Here is a 24,481-nt window from a genome sequence, read left to right as displayed (position 1 = left end):
ACTCAATGAAATTACGTATCACATTCATTAGAAAAGTGTTTGCCCGTAATGCTAACAGGTTTAATCATGCGCTCGACTAGATAATTACGCTATGGATAATAAGACCCTGACCCTAAAAGAACTGAAAGATAAAGCTGCCTCCGTCGGCTGTAAAAAAGCCCTGGTTGGTATTGACGGTTTCGTGGACAAGATTGTCCATCCCGTCGATCAGCGTTACGGTCCGGGTGAACATTTCAAAGCCATCCCCACGATTGCGGATTTCGGGGCGCGTATCAGCTCCGCCGCAGGCAAAAGCGCCAACATCGAGCTCGCGCCGGTGGTTGAAAAACTGGGCGGCAACGGGCCCATCATGGCCAACGCACAGTATGCACAGGGCGTCGAGGTGACGTACTTGGGGGCACTGGGCAAGGAATACATCCACCCCGTTTTCGAGGAATTCGCCGAGAAGACCAACGCAATATCGATTACAGACCCGGGCATCACCCACGCCGCGGAGTTTGAAGACGGCAAGATCATGCTCGGCATGATGGCCAGCCTCGATGAAATCAACTACGAGCATATCGTCGGCGCCATGGGTGCAGACGAATTGGCCAAGGTATTCGGGGAGTCCGATTGCATCGCCATGGTCAACTGGACCATGATCCCCTACCTCTCCGACGTCTTTAACGATTTTCTCAACCGGCTCCTTCCCCATGTGAAGCCCAACCCGAACCGGATCTTCTTCTTCGACTTGGCCGACCCGGAAAAGCGCTCCCGCGAGGACCTGCACGCAGTCTTGAATATTTTCGGCAAGTTTGAGGCCTTCGGCAAAGTGATCCTCGGCCTGAACTACCGTGAAGCCGAGCAAATCGACGAGCTGCTGGGCTTCGAGAAGTTGGAGAAGAACCCGGAAAACCTCCAAGCCATGGCCGTCCGTATCCGCGAGACACTGAAGGTCGATACCGTAGTGATCCACCCGGTGGAGTGTGCCGTCTGTGCGACGGAGGAAGGCAGCTTCTACGCCGCCGGCCCCCTTTGCCAAAAGCCGAAGATCACCACCGGTGCCGGCGACCATTTCAACTCCGGCTTCGTCACCGCCCGCATGTTGGGAATGTCCCCGCTGGCAGCCCTCACTGTCGCGGTTTCCACCTCTGGCTTCTACGTCCGCACCGCAGTCAGCCCTTCGCTCGACGAAATCGCCACCTTTATCAGCAACTGGGAAGACTAAGGGGTGGCCGGTCTTTTTATCAGCTTCGAAGGTACGGAAGGCTGCGGTAAATCCACCCAGATCCGCCGTTTGTCGGAGCGCTTGCAAGCCGTTGGTCAGGAGGTCGTGCAGACGCGCGAACCGGGTGGCACAGCGCTCGGCGAAGCCATCCGTCATCTCCTGCAGCATGACCCGGCCGGCGAGGCCATGTGCCCGGAAGCGGAACTCCTGCTATTCACCGCGAGCCGAGCCCAAATCACCCGTGAATTAATCGAACCGGCACGCATGTCCGGCAAGTGTGTGCTCTGCGACCGCTTCATGGACTCGACCACGGTCTATCAGGGCGTCGCCCGTAAACTTGCAGCTGTCGATGTCGCAAGCATCAACCGGTTCGCCGTCGGAACGACCAAGCCCGACCTCACCGTCCTGATCGATCTGGACGCGGAGACCGGCCTGTCCCGGGCCCACGCACGGGCCGAAGGGCCCGATCGAATGGAACGGGAGTCGCTGGCCTTCTTCAATGCCGTCCGGCAAGGCTACCTGAACCTCGCCGAGGCCGAAGCGGACCGCTTCCTGGTTATCGACGGCCGCCAAACCATCGATGCGATCGAGGCGGAGATCTGGTCGGCGGTCGAAGCCAAACTCAAGTTGTAATCATGCCCGGATTCCCAGAACTCAGCCCGTTCACCTTTGGCTCCATGTCCCTCGGTCAGGAACCGCTCGACCTTAAATCCGACATTGCCGTCGCACGCCAAGCCATGGATGCCGGCGTCTGGTTTCACAGCAGTCCGACTTACAACAAGGGCTTCACCTATATGGTCCTGCGCATGGCCTTCGACGAGGCTCCCGCACAGCGTCCTCCCCTGATTATCAAGATACGCGACGCCGAACCGCGCCTCGTCCGCTTTGAAGTGGAAGATTGCCTGCGCCGCTTGGGCGTCGACTGTATCGACCTGATCCAGTTGGTCTACATGCAGCCGGCCGATTCCAGCATTGTCGACGGCTTCATGCAGAACGACGAACGCCGGGAGCTGGTGGAACGTTTCAAACAGGAAGGCAAGATCGGCAAGGCACTGCTCTATCTACAGAAAGACCGTGCGCCGGAATCCCGAACCGCCCTCGAACAGGGCCTTTTTGACGGGGTCATCTTCTACGAGAACCTGATCCAGCATGAACTCCCCGGAACCGTGCATGACTTTCTGCAAGCCCGGCCCGACTTTCCCGCCCTGGCCCTGCGCTCCGTGTTCGGGGGCGGTTATCTGGGAGCCGGTAGCGGCGCGGATGACGGCTTGAAGGACAAGTTCCGGCGGCTGGAGCAATTGTCCTCCGAACTCGGCTGCCAGGACTTGGTCGAACTGTCCATGCGCTTTGCCCGACACCATGCCAATGTGCGCACCACAATCGGGGGCACGAAAAATCCGGAGCATCTACAGCGCTTCCTCGATTTGGCCGACAGCGCTGCCCCCCTGCCCGAAGAAGCCGTCCGGCGTATTCTGGAAATCCGGAATTAATACCACTTCGGCAAGATTTCGAGAATCGGTTTGATTTGACGCATCACCGCGGCAGCATGCGGAACAGTTTCCCATTTTCCGCTGATACGAACGAACCATCCGATCCATGCAAATAAGCCATGCCCTCCCTGAAATCCTGCGCAACAGCCGTGCGGTCGAAGTGCTCGAGCGCTCGCTGAGCAAGGACCGACTGGGACACGGCATTCTCCTGCATGGTGAAAGCCTCGCCAGCCTGGAACAAATCGTACGGGCCATCAGCAAGGAGCTTCTCGCCGCCAAAGGGGACCCCTTCGGACACCCGGACTGCTTCATCCTCCGGCCCAGTGGCAAGGCACGCTTCATTCGTATCGGTTCCGAAAGCGAACGGGTCCAGGGCGAATGGCCCAAGAACACGATGCGCCGTCTTGTCATCGACATCCAGAAGACCTCCAACCAAGGGGGGCGAAAAGTCGGGATTATCTTCGAAGCGGACCGTATGATGGGCCCCTCCGCCAACGCCTTTCTCAAGACGCTGGAGGAACCGCCAGATGGCACCACGCTCTTTCTTCTCACCACCCGCCCCTACGACCTGCTCGACACCATTCGCAGCCGCTGCCTGAATTTCCGCATTCCCGCGGAAATGGAGAATATCCGACACCCGGACTGGGCCCAGTGGGAGGAAGACTACCGGAGCTGGCTGATTCGCCTCATCGAAGGTCCCAACCGCGACAGTATTCCCCATATCGTACTCGGGGCCTATGGCCTGAATACCCGCTTCCAGGGAATTCTGGACAGCATGACCGCCGAAGCATGGGCCGCACAGAAGGAAAGCCTGCCGGAGCATACCACCGACGACGAGAAGGCCGCCATGGAAGCCGGCATGAGCAAGGGCTTCCGCAAGCAATTGTTCGGTGAAATCGAGAAAGCCACCGCCCTGTTCACCCGCGATCTGGCCGAGGCCAACCCCGGCGAGTTCCCCGTTCCCGCTCTGCAACAGGCCACCCAGCAACTCGAACACTGTGCCGGCTTGCTGGAGCTCAATTTCAACCAGGCCGCCGCGCTCGAGCTCTTCTTCCTCCAATCCCTCCGGATCTGGACCAGCGTCCGCTGACCCTGCCAACTGGAGATTACGGCCCAATCCGGCCGCTCCGGGGGCATGAAATGATTGCAATCTTAAGCGCTAGCATTCAGATACTTAGGAAGGTCGCTCAAGGGCGTACCGGCACTCTCATCTTCAACACCACTCTCACCTCCATTTCATCCGGCGATGTGCGGACGATATACACTCCACATAAATAAAAAGAAGCTCGCCGAGGCCATCGGCCGTGAGCTGCCGGACAGCTACGAGCCGGACTTCAATATCGCCCCCGGTCGCGAGGTTCTGTCCCTCACCGCCGATGGCGCGGCTCCGGGATTGCCCCGCATGATGCAATGGGGCCTGCGCACACCGCAGAATTTCCATATCAATGCCCGTATTGAAACAGCGGATACTTCACCGCGCTTCCGCGAAAGCTGGGAGGACTACCGCTGCCTCATCCCCGCCAACGGGTTCTATGAGTGGTACCAGGACGGGGTCACCAAGCAACCCTACTATTTCTACCCGGAGTCGGGGGAACTTCTCTTTTATGCCGGCCTTTGGTTCCCGTCCATTCTGGACGAAAATCCCGCATCCTGTGTCATCCTGACCACCGCCGCCAACCAAAGTGTCAGCGGGGTACACAACCGCATGCCGGTCATTCTCCCCCAGTCCTGCACCGGCGAATGGATTCAGGGGCGCCTGCCGCGAACCGAAGCGGTCCGCCTGGCTGCCGACTGCAACCTGTTCTCCCACACCGTCTCGCAACGGGTCAATAGCAGCCGAAACAACGACAGCCGTCTCGTGGAAGCAACCGCCCCCCTGACCGACGACCAAATGATGCTCTTCTAAGCATCCCGACTCTTACTCTTAATCTGAATCCTAATCCCTTGCTGCGTAGGGAGTAAGATTCAGAGAAAAGAACGCATGCCTACGGCAGGCCCCTTCAATCTGGCCCGATTTCCTCAAAAGCGGACTCTTTCGCCAAAACACTTGAAGACAGCCGTATTAGGGACCATCTTAAGGACCAATGAGTCACAGCGTTGTGCCAGTTCAAATCAAAGGCGTCATGCCCACCTCCAACGGATGCGCCGTCTTCCTCGGCAATGAGGAAAAGACTTTCGTCATCTATGTGGATCAGGGCATCGGGCAAGCCATCCAGCGCGCAGTCAACGGCGAGGAACTGGAGCGTCCGATGACGCATAACCTAATGGTCACGATTCTCGACGGGCTCGGTGCCGAAGTCGAGCGCGTGGTCATTAACGACGTGAACAACGGCACATTCTACGCCCGGCTGATCATTTCCATGGAAAACGAGTTGGGGCACAAGATCGTCGAGTTGGATGCGCGCCCCAGCGACTCGATCGTGCTCGCGCTCATCTGCCAAAAGCCGATGTACACCGCCCGCTCGGTCATCGATGCGGTCGACGACATGACCGAGATCCTAGAGAAGATCCTCAAGGAAAACGAGGAGTAGTTGGGCGTTGCTTCTTGGCCGCGGAGCGTTTTTCGTTCGCTGCTCAAAATCTCAGGAGGCTGCCATCAACGCTCAACCGACAACCCTCAATATTCCCACCAAGGCGACCGCTCTGGCGCCCATGCAGGATGTCACCACCCTGCCCTTTATGCGGCTGCTGGGTCAATATGGTGCGCCGGACCTGCTCTTCACCGAGTACTTCCGCGTCCACGAGCACTCCACGCTGGAGAAGCACATCGTCGATTCCATTCTCCACCACGGAACCGGGCGCCCGGTATTTGCCCAGCTGATCGGGGAAAGCCTGCCCGATCTGGAACGCACAGTCGCCTCCATTGAGGCGGCCGGATTGCCCGTCGCCGGCATCGATTTAAACATGGGCTGCCCCGCCCCCAAGGTTTACAAGAAGAATGTCGGAGGCGGTCTGCTCCGGGACCCTGCTCGGATCGACGAGGTTCTCGGCTGCCTGCGCGCCGCGGTCCGGGGCCCCTTCACCGTAAAAATGAGGATCGGTTTCGAGAGCGACATCCATTTCGAGAAGATCCTCGACCTGCTTGAAAAGCACCGGGTCGACCTGCTCAGCCTGCATGCCAGAACGGTCAAGGAGGCCTACCGCAGCGAAGTGCACTACGAATACATCACCCGGGCCGTCAAACGCCTCAAGATTCCGGTTCTGGCCAACGGCAATATCACCTCGCTCGCCAAAGGCCAGTGGACTCTGGACGAGACCGGCTGCGCAGGCCTCATGATCGGACGCTCCTGTATCCGTAATCCATGGATTTTCCGTCAGTTACGGGAGCATTTTGAAGGCAAACCTGTCTTTCAGCCCACACTCGGCGATGTCCGCCAGTATGTGGAAGACCTCTTCGAGGCCACCACCATCCCGGACCGCACGGGGATCTACCACGTCAACCATCTGAAGAAATTCCTCAATTTCGTGGGGCTCGGCGTCGATACCAACGGCCAGTTCATGCACGACATGCGCCGTGCCAAGACCAAGGCGGAAATGGACGCAATTTGCGATCGTCACCTGGTCGACGGCGGCAAAGCCGAGCAGCCTTTTCCCGACGAACCGATCAAGGGTCTGGTGGCCCGGCCCAACTGCGAGACCTCGAAGGGCTGCAGCCTGTAATACCTCTTCTCATAAGTAGATGTCCCTAAAGGGCTTGTCTTTTCGCGGGGCTGTGCCTCTTTAGAGCTACTATGCCTGTATATATCTACCAAGTCCTCCACATCATCGGCATCCTCATGGTCTTTACAGGCTATGGTGCCCTTCTCGCCCGAAGTCTGGCCGGTAACACCGAAGACACCAAGGTCCGCAAGCTCGGATCCATCACCAGCGGGATCGGCCTGATCCTGATCCTGGTTGCGGGCTTCGCCATGATTTCCAAGCTGGGCTACAGCTTCAGCGCGCCCTGGATCCTGGTCAAACTCGTGATCTGGCTGGCCCTCGGCGGATTGATCGCCCTGATCAACCGCAAGCCGGCGCTGGCCGACAAACTCTGGTGGGTCTTGCTGGCCCTCGGCGCAGTCGCCGCCATTATGGTTTATATCGTTAAACTCTACGTCTAAACCGCCTCTGTGGCGATTCGGTAAACTTTTTTGAAAGTTCTGCTTGATCTGGGACGGAGTCTTTGCCTTTATCCCGAACTTTCCCAAATGCACCCGTAGCTCAATTGGATAGAGCGCTTGACTACGAATCAAGAGGTTAGGGGTTCAAGTCCCTTCGGGTGTGCCACTTTTGATAAGCCCTTCGCGAAAGCGAGGGGCTTTCTTTTTGTCCCGACACCGCACCCCTTACAACACAAGCGGCGCGAGACGCACCGCCTCCGCTCTTACAACCAACGGAGGTAAGGCATCCTGCCCTACCCTTACAACACAAGCGGCGCGGGACGCACCGCCTCCGCTCTTACAACCAACGGAGGTAGGGCATCCTGCCCTACCCTTACAACACAAGCGGCGCAGGACGCACCGCCTCCGTTCTTACAACCAACGGAGGTAGGGCATCCTGCCCTACCCTTACAACACAAGCGGCGCGGGACGCACCGCCTCCGTTCTTACAACCAACGGAGGTAGGGCATCCTGCCCTACCCTTACAACACAAGCGGCGCGGGACGCACCGCCTCCGCTCTTACAACCAACGGAGGTAGGGCATCCTGCCCTACCCATCCTGCCCTCCCCCAACAACGCACCGTCTCAACCATTTTAGCCTTCACAATACCGCCACGATCCCTTTAAAGGCCCCCTTACCCTAATTTTCTTCGAATCTATTTTCCTGTTTGAAACCGTCTCCCCTGCGGAGGCGGTTTCTTTTTTTCAGCAACTCACTATGACACAGAGCAATTATTTCCGCGAATGGTTCTCCAATCCGCGCAAGGATCTCATCGCCGGCACCGTGGTGGCCCTGGCCTTGATCCCGGAAGCGATCGCCTTCTCCATCATTGCGGGCGTCGATCCCAAGGTCGGCCTCTACGCCTCCTTCTGTATCGCAGTCGTGATCGCCTTTCTCGGCGGACGTCCGGGCATGATCTCCGCCGCAACCGGTGCCATGGCCGTGCTCTTCGTCTCACTGGTACGCGACCACGGTCTGGAATACCTGCTGCCAACCACCATTCTCACCGGCATCTTTCAAATACTGGCCGGCGTCTTCAAATTGGGGAATTTGATGCGTTTCGTATCCCGTTCGGTCGTGACCGGCTTTGTCAATGCCCTCGCCATCATCATCTTCATGGCCCAACTGCCGCAGTTCCATGAGCAGGGCCTTCTCATGTACGCCATGGTGGCAGCGGGACTCGCGATCATTTACGGACTGCCCCGCCTGACCACGGCAGTCCCTTCACCACTGGTCTGCATTATCCTCCTGACCGCACTCTCCATGCTCATGGGTTGGGGCGATACCCTAAGAACAGTCGGAGACATGGGCACATTGCCCGCCTCGCTCCCGGTCTTCCTGCTGCCCGAAATCCCCCTCAATTGGGAAACATTGCAGGTCATTTTCCCCTATGCCATCTCCCTCGCCATCGTCGGCCTGCTGGAATCACTCATGACCGCGGCCATCGTCGACGACTTCACCGACACCGGAAGCAACAAGAACCGGGAATGCTGCGGCCAGGGCGTGGCCAACATCCTCTCCGGCTTTCTCGGCGGCATGGCTGGCTGCGCCATGATTGGCCAGTCGGTCATCAATGTAAAATCCGGCGGCCGCGGACGCCTCTCCACTTTTGCGGCGGGCATCATCCTGCTGATCCTGATCCTGGTCCTGGACGACTTTGTGCGCCAGATTCCGATGGCCGCATTGGTCGCCGTCATGATCATGGTCTCGATCGGTACCTTCAGCTGGGAATCGCTCAAAACTCTGAAGGTCCACCACCGCACCTCCAGCTGCGTAATGCTGACCACCGTCCTGGTCACCGTGCTCTGCCACAACCTGGCCTACGGCGTCGGGGCCGGCGTCCTGCTCAGCGCCCTCTTTTTCGCCTACAAGGTGTCCCGCCTGCTGGAAATCGATTCCAAGCTGGAAGTCAGCAAAACCGAGCGCACCTACTCCATCCGTGGACAACTGTTCTTTGTCTCCGCCAGTACCTTCAGCGAGGCCTTTGATTTCCGGGAAGTGCTGGAAAAAGTCACGATCGATGTGTCGGCGGCGCACTTCTGGGATCTCTCCGCGATCAACGCCCTCGACCGTGTGGTCTTGAAATTCCGCCGTGAAGGCACTGAAGTAGAGATCGTTGGCCTCAACGAGGCCAGCAAGACACTCGTGCTCCAAATCGCCAAACACGACAAGCCCGGCGCCCTGGAAGGACTCGGCGGTCATTAATCTGTATCCCCAACCTCAACCGATCCATAAGATGCCAAACATTCTCGCCTGTACCGACGGTTCCCTCTACGCCCCCAGTGTCTACCAACACGCCGCATGGGCGGCTAAACGCATGGATGCCAGCGTCCATGTCCTCCACATGCTCAACCCGCATCACGAGGCTCCGGTGAAAACCGACTACAGCGGCAGTATCGGATTCAACGCCCGGGATCATCTGCTGAAGGAACTGGTCGAGCTCGAAGCCGCCAATGCCCGTATTGCCCAGAAACGAGGCCAAGCCATACTCGATGATGCGGAACTGCAACTGAAGGAAGCCGGTGTCGCCAAGGTCGCCGCCGAGCAGAAGCATGGAAAGTTGAGCGATTCGATCGACAACTACGAAAGTGACGCCGACCTCGTCGTCATCGGCAAGCGCGGCAACAACGCCAATTTCGAAACCGGACACTTGGGCTCCAACCTCGAACGGGTCATCCGCAGTTGCCGACACCCGGTTCTGGTGGCCGCCCGTGCCTTCAGCCCAATGGATCGCTTTGTCATCGCCTTTGATGGCGGATCCAGCTCGAAGAAAGCGGTCGAATATGTCGCCGCCAACCCGCTACTCAAGGGCATGCATTGCTATCTGCTCTACGTTGGCGCCGGTAATGCCAAGGTGGAGGCCGCTCTCGCCCAGGCCGAAGCCACACTTAAGGCCGCCGGATTTGAGGTCACAATCGAGCAGCGCGCAGGCGATCCGGAAAAAGTGATCGGCGAAATTGTGGCCCAGGACAATGTCGATCTGCTGGTCATGGGAGCCTACGGGCACTCCCGAATCCGTCAGCTTATCGTGGGAAGCACCACGACTGCAATGATCCGTACAGTGAAGATTCCCGTATTGCTCTTCCGCTGATCAGGCCTATTCCTGCTCAAACCATGAGCATCACATCCCAAGAATTCGGCAAACTCCCCACCGGCGAATCCGTTTCCCTCTTCACTTTGGCCAACTCAAACGGCTTGAGCGCAACCGTCACCAACTACGGCGGCATCATCGTCAGCCTGAGTGTACCGGACCGCGACGGGAAGCTGGAGGATATCCTGCTCGGCAAAGACGACTTCCAGGGCTATCTCGACGGCCACCCCTCCTTTGCCTGCATCACCGGGCGCGTCGCCGGACGGATCGGCAAGGGACAATTCAGCCTCGATGGCAAAGACTATCAACTCGCCATCAACAACGGCCCGAATAGCCTGCATGGCGGCGAAGTCGGTTTCGACAAGCGCCTGTGGGCGGCCGAAATCGTGAAAATCGACGGTACCGAGAGGCTTAAGCTCAGCTATACCGACCCGGATGGTACCAACCACTACCCGGGAACCGTGACCTGCTCGGTGACCTATGCCATGCTGGAGGACAATTCCCTCGAGATCACCTACACGGCCACCACCGACAAAACCACCCCCTTTAACATTACCAATCACGCCTATTTCAACCTGCTCGGACAGAACAAGGGCAAGGTACTGGGACACTCCGTTCAGATCTTCGCCGATGCCGTGGCCACGGTGGACGAGGACTCGACCCTAATCGGCCGCCGTGATCCCGTCGTGGCAGGCTTCAACGACTACCGCCAGCCTGTCGTGCTCGGTGACCTCAAGGAACTGGTGGTCGGCAATGCCGATATCCATTTCTTCCTCGATGGTGGGCGGACGCAAGAGCCAAAGCTGGCAGCCATCGTCAAGGAACCGACCACCGGCCGCGTGATGGAAACGCTCACCACCGAACCCGGTGTCCAGTTTTACGCGGGGCTCTCCCTCTCCGATGAGGAGCCGGAAAAAGGCAAAGGCGGCGTCATTTACGAACCCTGCGACGGGCTCTGCCTGGAAACCCAGGACTACGCGGACAGTGTCAATTTCCCGGAGATGGGCGGCGCGCTCCTCCAGCCCGGTGAAGTCTTCCAGTCCACCACGCTGTACCGCTTCAGCACGGAAGGTTAAGCATCCGTTGAAAGTTGGGCGTTGATATGTTGGTTGGTTCGAGCTACCAGCCTCTTTGGCCCATCAACGATCAACGTTCAACAAACAACACCACCTTGTCCCTCATAAGCTACCGTAACCTGAGCATCTCATTCAGCGGCCCCAAGTTGCTGGACGATGCGGCGTTGACCTTGGACAAGCGTGAGCGTGTCTGCCTCATCGGCCGCAATGGTGAAGGCAAGTCCACCCTGCTCCGGATCCTCAGCGGTGAAATCGAAGCGGACAAGGGAGAGATCGAACAGATTCCCGACCTACGTGTAGCCAAACTCGATCAGGAAGTGCCGGCGGAGATTGAAGGAACCGTCTTTGATCTCGTGGCATCCGGCCTCGGACCGGATGCGGCCATTGTCGCCGAATACCACCAACTCACCCACGCCTACGCCGAAGACCCGGGCAATGAAGCCCTTGCGGCCAAACTGGACACGCTACAGGCGGAAATCGACCGCAAGGATGCCTGGACGCTGGAGCATAAGGTGGAAAATATCCTCGACCGGGTGGAGCTTGATGGCGACAGCCGGTTCGACAGCCTGTCCGGCGGCAATAAGCGCCGTGCACTCCTCGCCCGCGCCCTGATCACCGACCCGCATATCCTCCTGCTGGACGAACCGACCAACCATCTCGACATTCCGGGGATCCAATGGCTGGAGGAATTTCTCCGCAAGGCGGACATCACCCTGCTATTCGTCTCGCACGACCGTGCCTTCATACGCCGGGTGGCCAACCGCATCTTGGATCTCGACCGCGGCGGCCTCACTTCCTTCAACTGCGACTACGACACCTACTTGACCCGAAAGTCCGAACTCTTGTCGGCTCAGGCCAAACAGCAGGCCGTCTTCGACAAGAAACTGGCTGAAGAGGAAGTCTGGATCCGCAAGGGGATTCAGGCCCGTCGTACCCGCAACGAAGGCCGCGTCCGCGCACTCTTCAAGATGCGCGAAGAGCGGGCCCAGCGCAGGAACCAACAGGGCAAGAGCCAACTGCAACTGAACGAAGGTCAACTGTCCGGTCGCAAGGTCATCCAGGTCGATGACATCAGCTACCAGTGGGACGACAAACCGCTCATCGGCAATTTTTCGACCACGATCTGGCGGGGCGACAAGATCGGCATCGTCGGCCTCAACGGATCCGGTAAAACCACCCTCCTCAACCTCCTGCTCAAGCAACTGGAGCCTCACAGCGGCAGTGTCACCCACGGGACCAAGCTCGAAGTCGCCTACTTCGACCAGCACCGCGCCCAGTTGGACGAATCTCTCAGTGTGATGGAAAACGTCAGCCCGTACAGCGACACCGTTACGATCAACGGGCAGCAGCGACATATCCTGACCTATCTGCAGGACTTCCTGTTCACCCCGCACGCCGCGCGATCCCCCATAACAAAGCTCTCCGGCGGGGAACGTGCGCGTCTCCTCCTTGCCCGTCTCTTCCTACAACCAGCCAACGTCCTCGTACTGGACGAACCGACCAACGACCTCGATATCGAAACGGTCGAATTGCTGGAAGAGCGTCTTCTCGATTTCGACGGTACCCTGCTCCTCGTCAGCCATGACCGCAGCTTTCTCGACAATGTCGTGACCAGTACCATCGCGCTCGAAGGCGGCGGCCAGATCGCCGAATATGTCGGCGGCTGCGAGGAGTGGCTCAAGCGCTACGAGGCCAGGCAGAAAAAGCCGGAAGCCCCCAAAGCCTCGTCCCCCCCACCCAAGACAGAACCCGCCAAACCGCAAAAGCGGAAACTACTCAACAAGGAGCGCGAGGCACTCAAAACCCTGCCCGGCCGTATCGAGCAGCTCGAGAATGAGCATGCGGCTTTAAGCGCCCAAATGGCGACCAACGAGTATTACCAGGACCCCAAAAACGACCCGGCGAAAGACGCCGCCCGCCTCGAAGCCCTCGAAACCGAGACCCTCGCCGCTTACGAGCAATGGGAAGCCCTCAGCGCACTGGAGTCCTAAAGCTCCAACAGCCAGACTATGTAGAAAACAGACAAGAATGTCTGTTCCACGGTGAAAAGCTCCTCACCTTGCAAAAGGGAGGTGTCCGCGCTCGCCGCGGACGGAGGGGTTCGAAATAAATACATGAGTTGACCAAGGGTTCAGCACCTCCGGCGACCCACCGATTTCCATTGCAAAAACGGCCAAATCGGCTTAAATAATAACTATCGGTTAAGACAACCAGCCATTGCCGGAAAAACAGCTGAATCAGTTCACAGATACATTTCACCCCAACCCCGATCCACGCCATGTCTACCTCTACCAGCTCCCGCGGATGCGGCTCCTATGTGGCCGCCAATCTCTTTAATCCGGATCACAGCCAAACGGCCAGCCAAACCATCCCCGCTGTGACCGTTTCCCGGCAAACCGGCTCCCGTGGTGCCGCGGTTTGTGAGCGCCTCGTCACGATTCTCGAAGAAAGCAACAAGGGCGGAGAAAACCCGTGGACCCTCTACGACCACGATCTGGTGCGCCAGATCCTGCGTGACCACAATTTGCCGGAACATTTGGCCCAATTCATGCCAGACGGCTCCGTCAGCGAATATCAGTCCACCATCAATGAATTGCTGGGACGCCACCCGTCCCTCTGGAGTCTCTACGAGGACAGCGTCCATACCATCAGGCGCCTCGCCCATGAAGGGCATTGCATCCTGGTCGGACGGGGCGGCAACTTCATCACCAAGGCTTTCCCGCAAGTGCTCAAGGTCCGTATTGTCGGCTCCAAGCACCGGCGGATTCAGGAAGTCATGAACCGCGCGAACGTCAGCACCAAGCAGGCCGAAACCATCCTGCGCAATGAAGACAACGCCCGGGCCAGCTACGTACGCAAGCACTACAACAGCGACATCGACGAGCCCACCCACTACGACCTGATCGTCAACACCGACCATCTCAACGATGAAGCAGCAGCAGGCCTGATCGCCAGCGCACTCTGCGAAAAATGCCAACAGATCCGCTAGGATGAAGCTCGCGTTGGCAGCCCAAAAGAAAGCGGCCCCTCAAATCCGCAAATGCTTTGATGCACTCTGCGGGGAGGCCGTATCGGTCTTGGCCGACTACCCGGAATCGAACCCGGAAGGCCTGCACGAAGCCCGGAAGGCAGTCAAGCGCCTGCGCGCCCTCCTGAGGCTGCTCCGAGGCATCGTCCCCGACAAAGAACGCAGGGAGATCGACCAAACCTTGGGCAAAGCATCCCGCAAGCTGCACCATCTGCGTGACCGCGAAGTCCTGCTGGACTTGCTGCAGCAATGGAACCGCGAACTGCCCTTGGGACGCAGTCCGGTCCTGGACCGGGCGCTGAGCAAACTGATTCATGCAATCAAGAGTCAGCCGGCGGCACTTCCCGGCGAGGAGGAGTGTCGCCTCCTCCAGGAGCGTTTCGCCCAAAAGCTCAAGCAGGCCGGAAAGCGCTTCCACAAACTCGACCTTAGCAGCGTGAATTGGAAAAGTTTGAAGAAGAACCTTCTCAACTACGAGGCAAGCAAAGACAAAGCGCGGCAAAGCTGCATGGAGGCCCCGACCGAGAAACACCTCCACAACTGGCGAAAGCGTCTCAAGGACTGCTTCTATCAAAGTATCTTCCTCAAGGAACGCCTGGAACTCACGGACGAATATCTGGCATCCATCAAAGCCGAAGAGAGCACCCTCAGCGATGCGCGCGACTGCGATCTTGCCCGCGAGATGCTGCCCCCCCTGGCAAGCACCTGCCTGACTCCGACGGAACGGCGTAGCCTCAGCCATTTCCTGGGCAAGAAACAGCGCGCCCTCGACCCCTTAAATGTCGCAACCGCTTGAACGGACGCTTCCCCGCTCCGACGAGACCTCCATCCATGCTTGTCTAGCCGGTTATAGAACGTCAGACAAAGGGCCATGAGCGGAGCCCATGCAGCCAGTCAAGCGAGCAAAGAAGCCACAAAGACGATGACCATCGCCATCATCGGGGGCGGCGCGGCCGGCTTCTTTACCGCACTCACCGTGGCCGAGGCCAACCCACAGGCGCGGATCACGATCTACGAGCGCGGCCGCCAGTACCTGTCTAAGGTCAAGATATCCGGCGGGGGACGCTGCAACGTCACCCATGCCTGCTTCGATCCCAAACAACTCGCCGCCTACTATCCGCGGGGTGCCCGCGAACTGCGGGCCGCCTTTCACCGCTGGCAGCCACAGGACACGCTCAACTGGTTCGCGGAGCGCGGCGTGCGAATCAAGAAGGAAGACGACGGTCGCATGTTCCCCGTCACCGACGACTCCCAGACCATCATCGATTGCTTTCTCAACGAAGCCAAACGGCACAATGTTCAACTGCTGAAAGGTGTCGGCCTGCAGACACTGGCCCCCGAAGAAGACGGCACCTTCACGCTGGAGCGGACCGACGCCTGCTTCGACCGTGCCGACAAGGTCTGTATCGCCAGCGGATCCCTCAAAGCCTCTCCCCTCGTCCGAGCCATCGAAAGCCTGGGCCACCACATCGAGCCCCTCGCCCCCTCGCTCTTCGCCTTCAACGTTTCCGACAAGCGCATCAGCCAGCTCGCCGGCCTCTCCGTCCAGCACGCAACTGTCTCCCTGGGAGGGCGGTTGTCCTCAACCGCCGCCTCCAAGAAGGCCCCCGCCTCTCAGACCGGCCCGCTCCTCATCACTCACCGCGGCTTCAGCGGTCCCGCCATCCTCAAGCTGTCCGCATGGGAAGCCCGCAGCCTGCAGGAGCAGGACTATCATTTCGAAATCGACGTCAACTGGCTGGGTGACGTATCCGAGAATGAACTACGCGAGCAGTTCAAGCAGCTCCGTACCGTCGAAGGAAAGAAACGCGTCAAGAATACCCCGCTCGATTCGATTCCCCGCCGTCTCTGGGAAAAGCTCACCGAAGCCGCCGGCATCGAGGAAACAAGCACCTGGGCACAAATCCCCAAGAAAGCCGAAACCGCCCTCGTCAACGAACTCGTCCAAGGCCGCTACCAGGTTCAGGGCAAGACCACCAACAAGGACGAATTCGTCACCTGCGGCGGCGTTTCCCGGAATGAAATCGACTGGCGCACGATGGAGAGCAAAATCGTCCCGGGCCTCTACTTCGCGGGCGAATGCATCGACTACGATGGCATCACCGGCGGATTCAACTTTCAAGGGGCTTGGACGACCGGACGCATCGCGGGTTTGGCAATGACTCAATCATCCAAAACGGTCACAATCTCGTAGGCGACTTGAACACCAGCCTTATGCACTGTTTGAGCATGCAAGGTCAAGAGTTCGTCTTTTAGAATCAACGGAACCTGCTGAACACGCTTACCGGTCGCATCGACTAGTCCTCGGGCCAGCCGACCGCGGTAAGTGACACCAGATCCGTTTTCGTCAGTTGCAGTGGAACCGAACAAGCAAAAATCGACGGGTGGTATTGCCCCAGTTCGAAGCAGGCTCTTCACAGAGCCAGTTATGAGCGAGCAGCGTGTTAACCATGCGGGAACAGTAGGCGGGGGATCTTGAGCGCGAAACTCAGCTCCTTGACGGGAACCGCGTCGTTCCGGTCTGCCAGATATTCTAAAATCGAAACCGCCTTGTGGAGCGCCGGAATGGTTTGTGAAGAAGCCATTCTTCAATTATCATATTTGGTAATTTATTTATCAATATTATTTTGACCAGAGTTTTCCAAGCATCACGCTGATGGCCAGAAAAGGAAACACCATGACTCAAACCAATCAGACAAACACCGTTAGCGACCTGGATCCCGCTACCTTGAAAATCACAGACATGCGCTTTGCCGACATCGACGGCGCACCCAAACGCTGCACACTCATCAAGCTTTATACCAACCAAGGTATCGTTGGTTATGGGGAGGTCCGCGATGCATCCAGCCGAACCTATGCGGCCATGCTCAAGAGCCGGATCATCGGCGAGAACCCCTGCAACGTAGAGAAGATCTTCCGCCGCATTAAACAATTCGGAGGACACTCCCGACAAGGCGGTGGCGTGAGCGGCATCGAGGTCGCATGTTGGGATTTAGCCGGCAAGGCTTGGGGCGTCCCCGTCTGGCAGTTATTGGGCGGGAAGTTCCGCGATCAGATCCGAATCTACTGCGACACCGACTCGGAAGGCGGTGGACGCGATATGGGCAAGGCCTTGAAGGCACGCATGGCTCAGGGCTTCACCTACCTCAAGATGGACCTGGGCTTGGAGCTACTGATCGACCAGCCGGGTTGCCTGAGTGCACCGCTGGGTTTCCTGGAGAAGATGAAAGAATACAAGAAGACGGTCTTCAGCACCCCGGGTGGCTCCATCGATCCACGTGCCATGCGCGGAGAAGCCTACGACCTGTTCAATACGGCCCACCCTTTCACCGGAATCCATCTAACTGAAAAAGGTTTAGACTATCTGGAGCAATACATGGCCGATGTGCGTACCGAAATTGGCTATGAGATTCCACTGGCGATCGATCACCTCGGGCACATTCCGCTGGAGGACTGTATCAAGTTGGCCAAGCGCCTGGAGAAGTTCAACCTGGCGTGGATGGAGGATCCCATCCCCTGGCAAATGACCGGGCAATACACACGCCTCGCAAACGCCACGACTGTTCCTATCGGCACCGGTGAGGACATTTACCTGAAGGAGAACTTCATACCGCTGCTCAAGTCCGGCAATCTGGCGGTGGCCCATCCGGATGTGCTCTCCACCGGAGGCATCCTCGAAACCAAAAAGATCGGAGACATGGCCGAAGATTACGGCGTCTCCATGGCGATCCACATGGCTGAAAGCCCGATTGCTTGCATGGCAGCGGTCCACGTAGCCGCAGCCACCCGCAACTTTATGGCGCTCGAAGTCCACTCCGTCGACATCCCCTGGTGGCAAGATCTGGCGATCGGCCTCCCCTCGCCTCTGATTAACAACGGCTATATCCAAGTGCCGAATACACCCGGCCTCGGCATCGAAGCACTGAACGAAGAACTGATTGCCGAAAAACTGCACCCGGATTTCCCCGAGGCATGGGCTCCAACTGACGAGTGGGCCAAAGAGTGGGCCAACGATCGGCAATGGAGCTAGTGCGTTCCCGGCCTCCACTTCGCGGGCGAATGCCTCGATTACGATGGTATCACAGGCGGATTCAACTTTCAGGGAGCATGGACGACTGACTGGACGCATTGCAGGACTGAGTTTAGCTGGGTCATGCCCATAATACCCGGCCCATGAGAGTATATTACCGATCAGTAATGAAGTAGGTCTATCAGGGTTGCAGGCGCAGCAATAATACCGAACGGTAATATTAAGCTTGAAAAACTGTTAACTTAGAGAAATATTACCGATCAGTAATGAAAGCGAACATACAGAATTCCGAGCAGTTTGGGAAGTCGATCCGGGAAGCACGTAAGGCCCAAGGTCTGACTCAACAGGAACTGGCATTGACCGCAAACACAGCCCCCCGATTCATCTCCGATTTGGAGAATGGGAAGGCAACCTGCCAAATCGGAAAAGCGATCCACGTCGCAGCAGCTTTAGGTATTCGGATCGAACTCGTTCTATGACGATGAAGCAGCTGAAGGTCATTTTACAGGGGAACGAAGTCGGCTGCCTCGAACAGGGTGCGGATGGTCGTATCGCATTCAGTTATAAACCGGAATGGCTGGCCAACAGTGAAGCACGTCCCCTCTCGCAGTCACTCCCGCTGCAGAGCCAATCGTTCAATGAACGGGAGTGCATTTCATTTTTTGGAGGACTCCTCCCGGAGGAACATAATCGTGAAGTCATCGCCAGAAACCTTGGGATAACAGCTAGAAACGATTTCGCGCTCCTGAAGGAGATCGGTGGTGAATGCGCAGGATCGGTCACCTTAATCCCAGTTGAAGCGAACCCCGAACCGGAATCAAACCGCTACGAGGCGATTTCGGAAAGCGACTTGATACGAATTCTGGACCAGTTGCCGCAACGCCCCCTACTGGCAGGCAAGTCAGAGATTCGGCTCTCATTGGCAGGCGCTCAGAATAAGGTCGCCCTTAAACTAGACGCCTCGGGCTATGCAATCCCGTTACACGAGGCCCCCAGCACACACATCCTTAAACCGGAAATCGAACGCTTTCCCGGCTTGGTCGAGAATGAAGCCTATTGCCTTCAACTCGCAGCTGAAGTGGGACTCACCACATGTAAAGCTGAAGCCAAACAATTTGGTCCCCACAAGTGCCTCTTGGTTCAGCGATATGATCGAATCCAGCAAGATGCAAAGATCCATCGCCTCCACCAAGAGGATTTCTGCCAAGCGCTGGGAATTCCAAGTCGAACCAAATACCAGACAGAGGGAGGCCCGGGGTTGTCCGAATGCTTTCAATTGATCCGTAAGGTGTCCGCCAATCCCGCCAGAGACTTGCTACAGCTTTCCAACGCGGTGCTCTTCAACTACCTGATTGGAAATAACGATGCCCATGGTAAAAATTTCTCACTGCTTTACTCTGCCCCTTCAGAAACATACTCCACTCGCCTTGCCCCCTTCTACGATTTGATCTGCACCGCTTGCTACCCGGAGCTATCTGCCAAAATGGCCATGAAAATAGGCAAGTCATATCTTCCGAGCGAACTGCGCATTCGGGATTGGGATCTTTATTGGGAAGCCATCGGATTTTCAGCAACTCAAGCCCGTAGGCAGGCGCTGCAATTTATTGATCGACTCAATGACGCGTGCCAGACCCCTCAAAACGAGACACAGACAAAGGTTCAACAGGTCATCTCCGACCACTCAATGAGCCTTCGGAGCATATTGAGTTCAGATAGAATACTGCATTAACTCAACAACATGCGGTCTGCACGTGGACCATCAGAATGCATCGATTACGATGGGATTACAGGAAGATTCAACTTCCAAGGGGCTTGGACGACGGGACGCATCGCAGGGCTGGCCTTGGCTGAAATTTAAAACGAATACCAACACCCTCATGGTTTCATGAGAAACTCAATAACGGATCGATGTCAGCTGATACCGATTCGGATTCGCAGGGTCGGCAGTCAGGATCATCATGTTCTTTTGTCCCGGGCTGAGAAACCATTTCCGGCTGGTATAGGATTCCCGGCTCTCATCATCGGCATAAAGGATTTTGGCATCCAGGGCCCGGGGCTTCCCATTGAGTTCCGGTTGTAATGGACTAATGAAAATAATGAGTCCATTGGCCGAGTCTTTGAGCGATTGGAGTAGTTGCATCGAATTGGGGAACCAACCTCGAGTGCGGAATGCTTGGACAGTCGGCTTATCCATCCCGATTCAGCCCGGCAAGCCACGACAGGAAATCGTGATCTGCTAGAGCAAATTACAGCCCAGCCAACACGACTATTTTTATGCAATTTGCTCTAGTGTGGTGTCAGCGAAGTAAGCTTCAGAAATACACCTCGTTCTTCGAAGTGGTGAAAGCTAACGGAGATAGGGCGTCCCGCCCTAGTCCCTCGCAACACTATCATATCAGGGCAGGATGCCCTGACTCCGTTGACGCCAACTTATAATGTAAGATACTTAGCTGACACCACACTAGCCGGACGCAGCCGGTATAGAACGGTCCGCGGCCCAAATCCCGACAGGCATCGGGGCCGCGAATCCTAAAGTTCGGCATTAATCGTCCTGCGGCTCGTGGGTGCGTTCTTCGAATGCCTTTTTGTCGACGAGGGAGACGTGCCCTTCGACCATACCGTTGTCGAGCGGATCGTCGACGCGGCCGGCCAGATCACGGAAGAGCTTCCGAATGTCGATAATGCCCCCGATCAGGAACCAGAAAGTCGAGACGATACCGAGCGCAGACGTGACACAGAGACTGGTGATAAAGAAATAGTTGCTCCACCACTGGACCGGCCATGGTTTAATCGCATTCCAGATCAGCGACCCGATGAAGCAGAAACCGAACTTATAAACGATTGCGTAACCAAAGACCGACCAGGCGATGATGCGGTCACCCAGCGTGTATTCCGGAGTGATACCGATCAGCTTCTTATAGAAGCTGCGCAGACCCCACTTGAACGGCTCCTTGTATTCATTGGAAAGGTCATATACCCCGCGGTGAAGCAAGCGGTCCAGATTGTAGGGCTTGCGCTGGGTTAGAGCCGATCCAATGACATAAGCCAAAATCCCGGAAACCATGGCCATGAAATACAGCTCGTAGGAGTTGATGGGGAACTTCACCGCATTCATCTCCCACATGATATAGGGATTGAAGGGACGGGAAACAGCCTCCAGAAAATGCCCGACTGAGACCTCCCAGCCATGGGATACGAGCCAAGGATAGACCGTCTCCGCCCAATTCCGTTGCATGTAGAGTCCGACCGCCGAGAGCCCGGAACCGAAAATCAAGGCCCCGAACGCGCCAACCGTATTACCAAAACGACTGTAAAGACCGAAAATCATGATCGGACCGGCTCCGCCCAACCAGAGCGCACACATGATCGTCGTGAACATGATGATGTAATCGATCTGCACGAAGAAGATCGAGACGACGAAAAAGAAAAGACAGACGCCGACAGAGGTCAGGCGCAGTAGAAGCAGGTGTTGCTTCGGTGTGAGCGGCTTCTTGAAAAACGGGATGACGATGTCCTGCACGATCGTCGAGGATGCATTGAAAACCCGCGAGTCGTCGGTCGAGATCAGCAACATGATCATCAATAAGCAGAACAAGCCCATGAGGCCGACCGGCAGAATGTTCTTCAAAGCCACCGGCAACATCATCTGGTGGTAAAGCGTGCGGAATTTTTGATACTGTAGATTCCCCTCCGGAGTGCCTCCAAGGGTCTCCAGTGCCGTTTCCATATAGGGTGTATCGATATTCCGATCCTGAGACAGGGGGGCGTCCACTCCGATCTCATGGCGCTCGATAGGGAGCGCCGCCAAGTTGGCATTGAGCTGCTCGCGCAAGGCTGCATCGGGCACCGCTTCCAAGGCCACCTTGCCCATGAGCTCATGACGAATCTCGTGAGTCTCGTCCGCAAACTTCTGGTGCGTCATCAGCGCGATGATCATCACCGCCACCATCAGCATCATCAAACCGGCATACAGATTACGCCAGGTCCCAAGGATGCCGGCCATCTTCTGCTCGTGCGGGGTCCGACCGCTGCTGGTCGTGTCGTTACCGATCCAACTGGCCCGGTTGAGAACACTCCCCATAATCGTTACGAAGAGCGCAAAGATGTTAAAGTCACGCAGCTTCTCGATATCGAATGGGTTGATGAAACTCTGTCCTTTGACCCGGTCCATCATCACAGGCCCGATCGTATCATGCCAACCAAAGTGCAGCAGGATATAGCCAGCAAGAATCACGAAAATCGGGTAGCACATCAGGCCCTGGAACGCGTCCGAGATCAGCAGCGAGATCCGGCCACCCGGCCAGATGACCACCATGCACAGGCAGAGCGATGCCGCCACAATCAAGCCGAAGGTCGGCATATTGATTCCAAAGATCATCACCTTGTGCGGCAAGCCCAGGAAGTAGATGAAAAAGTTCGCCGCCACCGCCGGACCGATCGCATTGGTCACCATCTCCGCAATCGTGCGGATCGTCGCGGCGGTGACACGCAACGGCTTGTTATAGCGCATCTCCAGGAACTGACCGATCGACAGGGAGCGCGTCTCGCGGAAGCGATAGAGACAATAGCCCGTCAAGCCCATGATGATCCCCACCGGCACCGTGAGGTATTCCCAAAAGGTCAAGGCATAGCCCACCTGATATTTGGATTCCACCAGCGCCACCAGCGTGATCACGCTCAAGCCAGCGGTCATGTCCCCCGCAGAGAGCACATAGCGACCGGCCACACGTCCCGCCGCCAGGAAGTCGACGACCCCCCGCACATACTTACGGCTGTATACCGCCAGAAATAAAATAATGGTAACAGGAACTACCGTGATAACCCAATCGATCCAATGCATAACAGATAAACCCTATCGGCCGACCCGTTCGTGCATAAGGCATGAGTGAACACGCAAAACGCCAATTCGGGGGAGACTGATGAAATAAGAAGACATGAATACAGTAATAGACTTACCTGATGCCTGTGACCAAGGGCCGGGGCATCAAATAAGCTGGCCATAAGAGGTGTCGATTAGTAAAGAGTCGAGAAATATCGGCCCTAGTATTTACGTTTCTAATAAGTCTGTTTCGCTGAACGCAGGGCGGAAAGCATCGGGGCCAATACGGCGGAGGCTTGCTTCAAACGCTCCAGGCAATCATCCACCTCCAAGAGGTAAATGTAGCGCGCGACGAAGCCGAACTGCCACTCCGTTTACATCAGTTTGTTTTCGCCAAGTCACGACCAGTCCCCAAACTGCGACATAATGGCTTGATTCCCCTGTCCCAGCATCCGAGATTAGCAAGCGACTCCATGGCATCCAGCATCATACGACGGCACTACCCGATCCCGAATCTGAATTTTCGGGATTTTTGGGACATCTGCAGCCGTTTCCAGACCAATCATCCTGAATTTCGCCATGCCTACTTCACGGTCGATGGCTTTGATTCCTTTCTGGTACTGGATGAGCCCGATGTTTCGAAGGTGCTAAAGCGGCTGGAAGGCCGTGAAAACAAGGTCCGCAAGTATTCGGCCCGTTTCTACACGAGCCGGACCCAGCACACCGAAGGCTACGGGATATCCGAGCTGCAATACCGCCCGGTCACCTACGACCGCTACCTGCAGGGGCTCAGTTTCTACAGCGATTCGGTGAACAAGGCGAACTACTACCAGTTCGAGGAGGAGATCTACAGCACCTACCCCTTTATCGAGAATACCGAACCGGACGTCGAATTCGGCAAGCCCTGTGAAATCCTGGCCCTGGTCATCGACATCCGTGGATTCAGCCTTTTCTGCGAGGAGCCCAATATCGAGTCGCCCTACATCTGCGGCCTGATGTCGGCCTTCTACAACATGGCCAACCACTCGCTCCAGCGCTTTCCCCCGGAAATGACCAAGTTCCTCGGCGACGGCATGCTGGCGATCTGGGAAACCAGCCCGGCCGACCGCGAAATCGCCGTCAATGTCGCCCTGACCGCGGCCTTGAGTCTCCGGCACAAGTGGAAGATCGTGCAGGACAGCCCCCACTTCACCCACGGGGCTCCGGAAATGATCGGCGCCGGCATCTGCTTCGGCTTGGCCTCCCATCTGGAGACCGGCCATGACTACATCGGCCGTCCAATCAATATCGCCAGCCGACTTTGCAGCGCCTGCCCGGGCAACCGGGTCTATGTCGACCGCGCCGTCCCCAACATTCCCCTGCACTTGAAAAAGGAGAAATTCGTGGCCCACATCAAACCCTACGGCCGCCACAATATCTGGTCCTTCGTCAACGAGGACGAGGACTGACCCCTCCGTCTGCGACAAGCGCAGACACCTCCCCTTGTAGGTTACATCGATACTTCACCAGCTTTTTGAGTCCTTCCGAGAATGGGTCCTTAAAACTCGTCGGAGGAAGGACTCGAAAAAGCCTTCCGGGCTCTTAGCCTTGGAAGGGACCA

Annotated in this window: 22 protein-coding genes and 1 tRNA gene; 20 read left to right on the top strand and 3 right to left on the bottom strand. The window is 57.0% G+C overall.

Features of this window, described 5'->3' with window-relative positions; all coding sequences use genetic code 11:
• Positions 1–91 precede the first annotated feature (91 nt).
• The 16 genes from O2597_RS11610 to O2597_RS11535 all read left to right on the top strand — a co-directional run bounded on the left by O2597_RS11610 (position 92) and on the right by O2597_RS11535 (position 16,226).
• On the top strand, positions 92–1,207 hold the full coding sequence (locus tag O2597_RS11610; protein ID WP_269524989.1) for a PfkB family carbohydrate kinase: 1,116 nt from the start codon (positions 92–94) through the stop codon (positions 1,205–1,207).
• Positions 1,208–1,210: 3 nt separating this feature from the next.
• Positions 1,211–1,840 carry a dTMP kinase gene (gene tmk, locus O2597_RS11605; RefSeq protein ID WP_269524987.1) on the top strand — a complete coding sequence of 210 codons (630 nt, stop codon included), beginning with the start codon at positions 1,211–1,213 and terminating at the stop codon, positions 1,838–1,840.
• A gap of 2 nt (positions 1,841–1,842) precedes the next feature.
• A complete protein-coding gene (locus O2597_RS11600) occupies positions 1,843–2,697 on the top strand; it encodes an aldo-keto reductase family protein (protein ID WP_269524985.1) in 855 nt (284 codons plus the stop codon).
• A gap of 106 nt (positions 2,698–2,803) precedes the next feature.
• A complete protein-coding gene (locus tag O2597_RS11595; protein WP_269524983.1) occupies positions 2,804–3,787 on the top strand; it encodes a hypothetical protein in 984 nt (327 codons plus the stop codon).
• A gap of 156 nt (positions 3,788–3,943) precedes the next feature.
• On the top strand, positions 3,944–4,603 hold the full coding sequence (locus O2597_RS11590) for an SOS response-associated peptidase (protein ID WP_269524981.1): 660 nt from the start codon (positions 3,944–3,946) through the stop codon (positions 4,601–4,603).
• A gap of 178 nt (positions 4,604–4,781) precedes the next feature.
• Entirely contained in the window at positions 4,782–5,228 is a 447-nt protein-coding gene (locus tag O2597_RS11585; RefSeq protein WP_269524979.1) for a bifunctional nuclease family protein, read from the top strand.
• 121 nt (positions 5,229–5,349) lie between these two features.
• Complete coding sequence (locus tag O2597_RS11580; RefSeq protein ID WP_269524977.1) at positions 5,350–6,357, top strand: tRNA dihydrouridine synthase; 1,008 nt, start codon at positions 5,350–5,352, stop codon at positions 6,355–6,357.
• A 71-nt stretch (positions 6,358–6,428) separates the two neighbouring features.
• Entirely contained in the window at positions 6,429–6,797 is a 369-nt protein-coding gene (locus O2597_RS11575; protein ID WP_269524975.1) for a hypothetical protein, read from the top strand.
• Between the two features lie 89 nt (positions 6,798–6,886).
• Positions 6,887–6,963, top strand: a tRNA-Arg gene (locus O2597_RS11570).
• Positions 6,964–7,554: 591 nt separating this feature from the next.
• Positions 7,555–9,042: a SulP family inorganic anion transporter gene (locus tag O2597_RS11565; protein ID WP_269524973.1), complete on the top strand. Its 1,488-nt coding sequence runs from the start codon at positions 7,555–7,557 to the stop codon at positions 9,040–9,042.
• Between the two features lie 31 nt (positions 9,043–9,073).
• Positions 9,074–9,928, top strand: coding sequence for a universal stress protein (locus tag O2597_RS11560; RefSeq protein WP_269524971.1), 855 nt, complete (start codon positions 9,074–9,076; stop codon positions 9,926–9,928).
• Positions 9,929–9,951: 23 nt separating this feature from the next.
• Positions 9,952–11,004: an aldose epimerase family protein gene (locus O2597_RS11555; RefSeq protein ID WP_269524969.1), complete on the top strand. Its 1,053-nt coding sequence runs from the start codon at positions 9,952–9,954 to the stop codon at positions 11,002–11,004.
• Positions 11,005–11,099: 95 nt separating this feature from the next.
• A complete protein-coding gene (locus O2597_RS11550) occupies positions 11,100–12,995 on the top strand; it encodes an ATP-binding cassette domain-containing protein (RefSeq protein ID WP_269524967.1) in 1,896 nt (631 codons plus the stop codon).
• Between the two features lie 287 nt (positions 12,996–13,282).
• The gene (locus O2597_RS11545) at positions 13,283–13,993 is read left to right on the top strand and encodes a cytidylate kinase-like family protein (protein ID WP_269524965.1); all 711 of its coding nucleotides are present in this window, start codon (positions 13,283–13,285) and stop codon (positions 13,991–13,993) included.
• Between the two features lies 1 nt (position 13,994).
• Positions 13,995–14,828 carry a CHAD domain-containing protein gene (locus O2597_RS11540; protein ID WP_269524963.1) on the top strand — a complete coding sequence of 278 codons (834 nt, stop codon included), beginning with the start codon at positions 13,995–13,997 and terminating at the stop codon, positions 14,826–14,828.
• A 75-nt stretch (positions 14,829–14,903) separates the two neighbouring features.
• Positions 14,904–16,226 carry a BaiN/RdsA family NAD(P)/FAD-dependent oxidoreductase gene (locus O2597_RS11535; RefSeq protein WP_269524961.1) on the top strand — a complete coding sequence of 441 codons (1,323 nt, stop codon included), beginning with the start codon at positions 14,904–14,906 and terminating at the stop codon, positions 16,224–16,226.
• A gap of 250 nt (positions 16,227–16,476) precedes the next feature.
• Here O2597_RS11535 and O2597_RS11530 read toward each other — a convergent pair whose 3' ends face one another.
• Positions 16,477–16,617 (bottom strand): hypothetical protein, encoded by a 141-nt coding sequence (locus tag O2597_RS11530; protein WP_269524959.1) that lies wholly within the window; start codon positions 16,615–16,617, stop codon positions 16,477–16,479.
• Between the two features lie 92 nt (positions 16,618–16,709).
• Between O2597_RS11530 and O2597_RS11525 the strand changes: the two genes are divergently transcribed.
• From O2597_RS11525 to O2597_RS11515, 3 genes are all read left to right on the top strand, one after another.
• Positions 16,710–18,062, top strand: coding sequence for a mandelate racemase/muconate lactonizing enzyme family protein (locus tag O2597_RS11525; RefSeq protein WP_269524957.1), 1,353 nt, complete (start codon positions 16,710–16,712; stop codon positions 18,060–18,062).
• Positions 18,063–18,328: 266 nt separating this feature from the next.
• A complete protein-coding gene (locus O2597_RS11520) occupies positions 18,329–18,541 on the top strand; it encodes a helix-turn-helix domain-containing protein (RefSeq protein WP_269524955.1) in 213 nt (70 codons plus the stop codon).
• Positions 18,542–18,543: 2 nt separating this feature from the next.
• The gene (locus O2597_RS11515) at positions 18,544–19,791 is read left to right on the top strand and encodes a type II toxin-antitoxin system HipA family toxin (RefSeq protein ID WP_269524953.1); all 1,248 of its coding nucleotides are present in this window, start codon (positions 18,544–18,546) and stop codon (positions 19,789–19,791) included.
• A gap of 165 nt (positions 19,792–19,956) precedes the next feature.
• Here the strand turns inward: O2597_RS11515 and O2597_RS11510 are convergent, their stop codons facing one another.
• Positions 19,957–20,202, bottom strand: coding sequence for a hypothetical protein (locus O2597_RS11510; RefSeq protein ID WP_269524951.1), 246 nt, complete (start codon positions 20,200–20,202; stop codon positions 19,957–19,959).
• A 402-nt stretch (positions 20,203–20,604) separates the two neighbouring features.
• Positions 20,605–22,902, bottom strand: a complete 2,298-nt coding sequence (locus tag O2597_RS11505) for a sodium:solute symporter family protein (protein ID WP_269524949.1) — start codon at positions 22,900–22,902, stop codon at positions 20,605–20,607.
• 452 nt (positions 22,903–23,354) lie between these two features.
• On the opposite strand from O2597_RS11505, the gene O2597_RS11500 reads away from it, so the two are divergent.
• Positions 23,355–24,329, top strand: a complete 975-nt coding sequence (locus O2597_RS11500; protein WP_269524947.1) for an adenylate/guanylate cyclase domain-containing protein — start codon at positions 23,355–23,357, stop codon at positions 24,327–24,329.
• Positions 24,330–24,481 lie beyond the last annotated feature (152 nt).

Origin of the sequence: Coraliomargarita parva (assembly GCF_027257905.1) — a bacterium.
GTDB lineage: Bacteria > Verrucomicrobiota > Verrucomicrobiia > Opitutales > Coraliomargaritaceae > Coraliomargarita_A > Coraliomargarita_A parva.
Note: the sequence above shows the minus strand (reverse complement) of the source record. Positions and strands in the feature narration are given on the sequence as shown.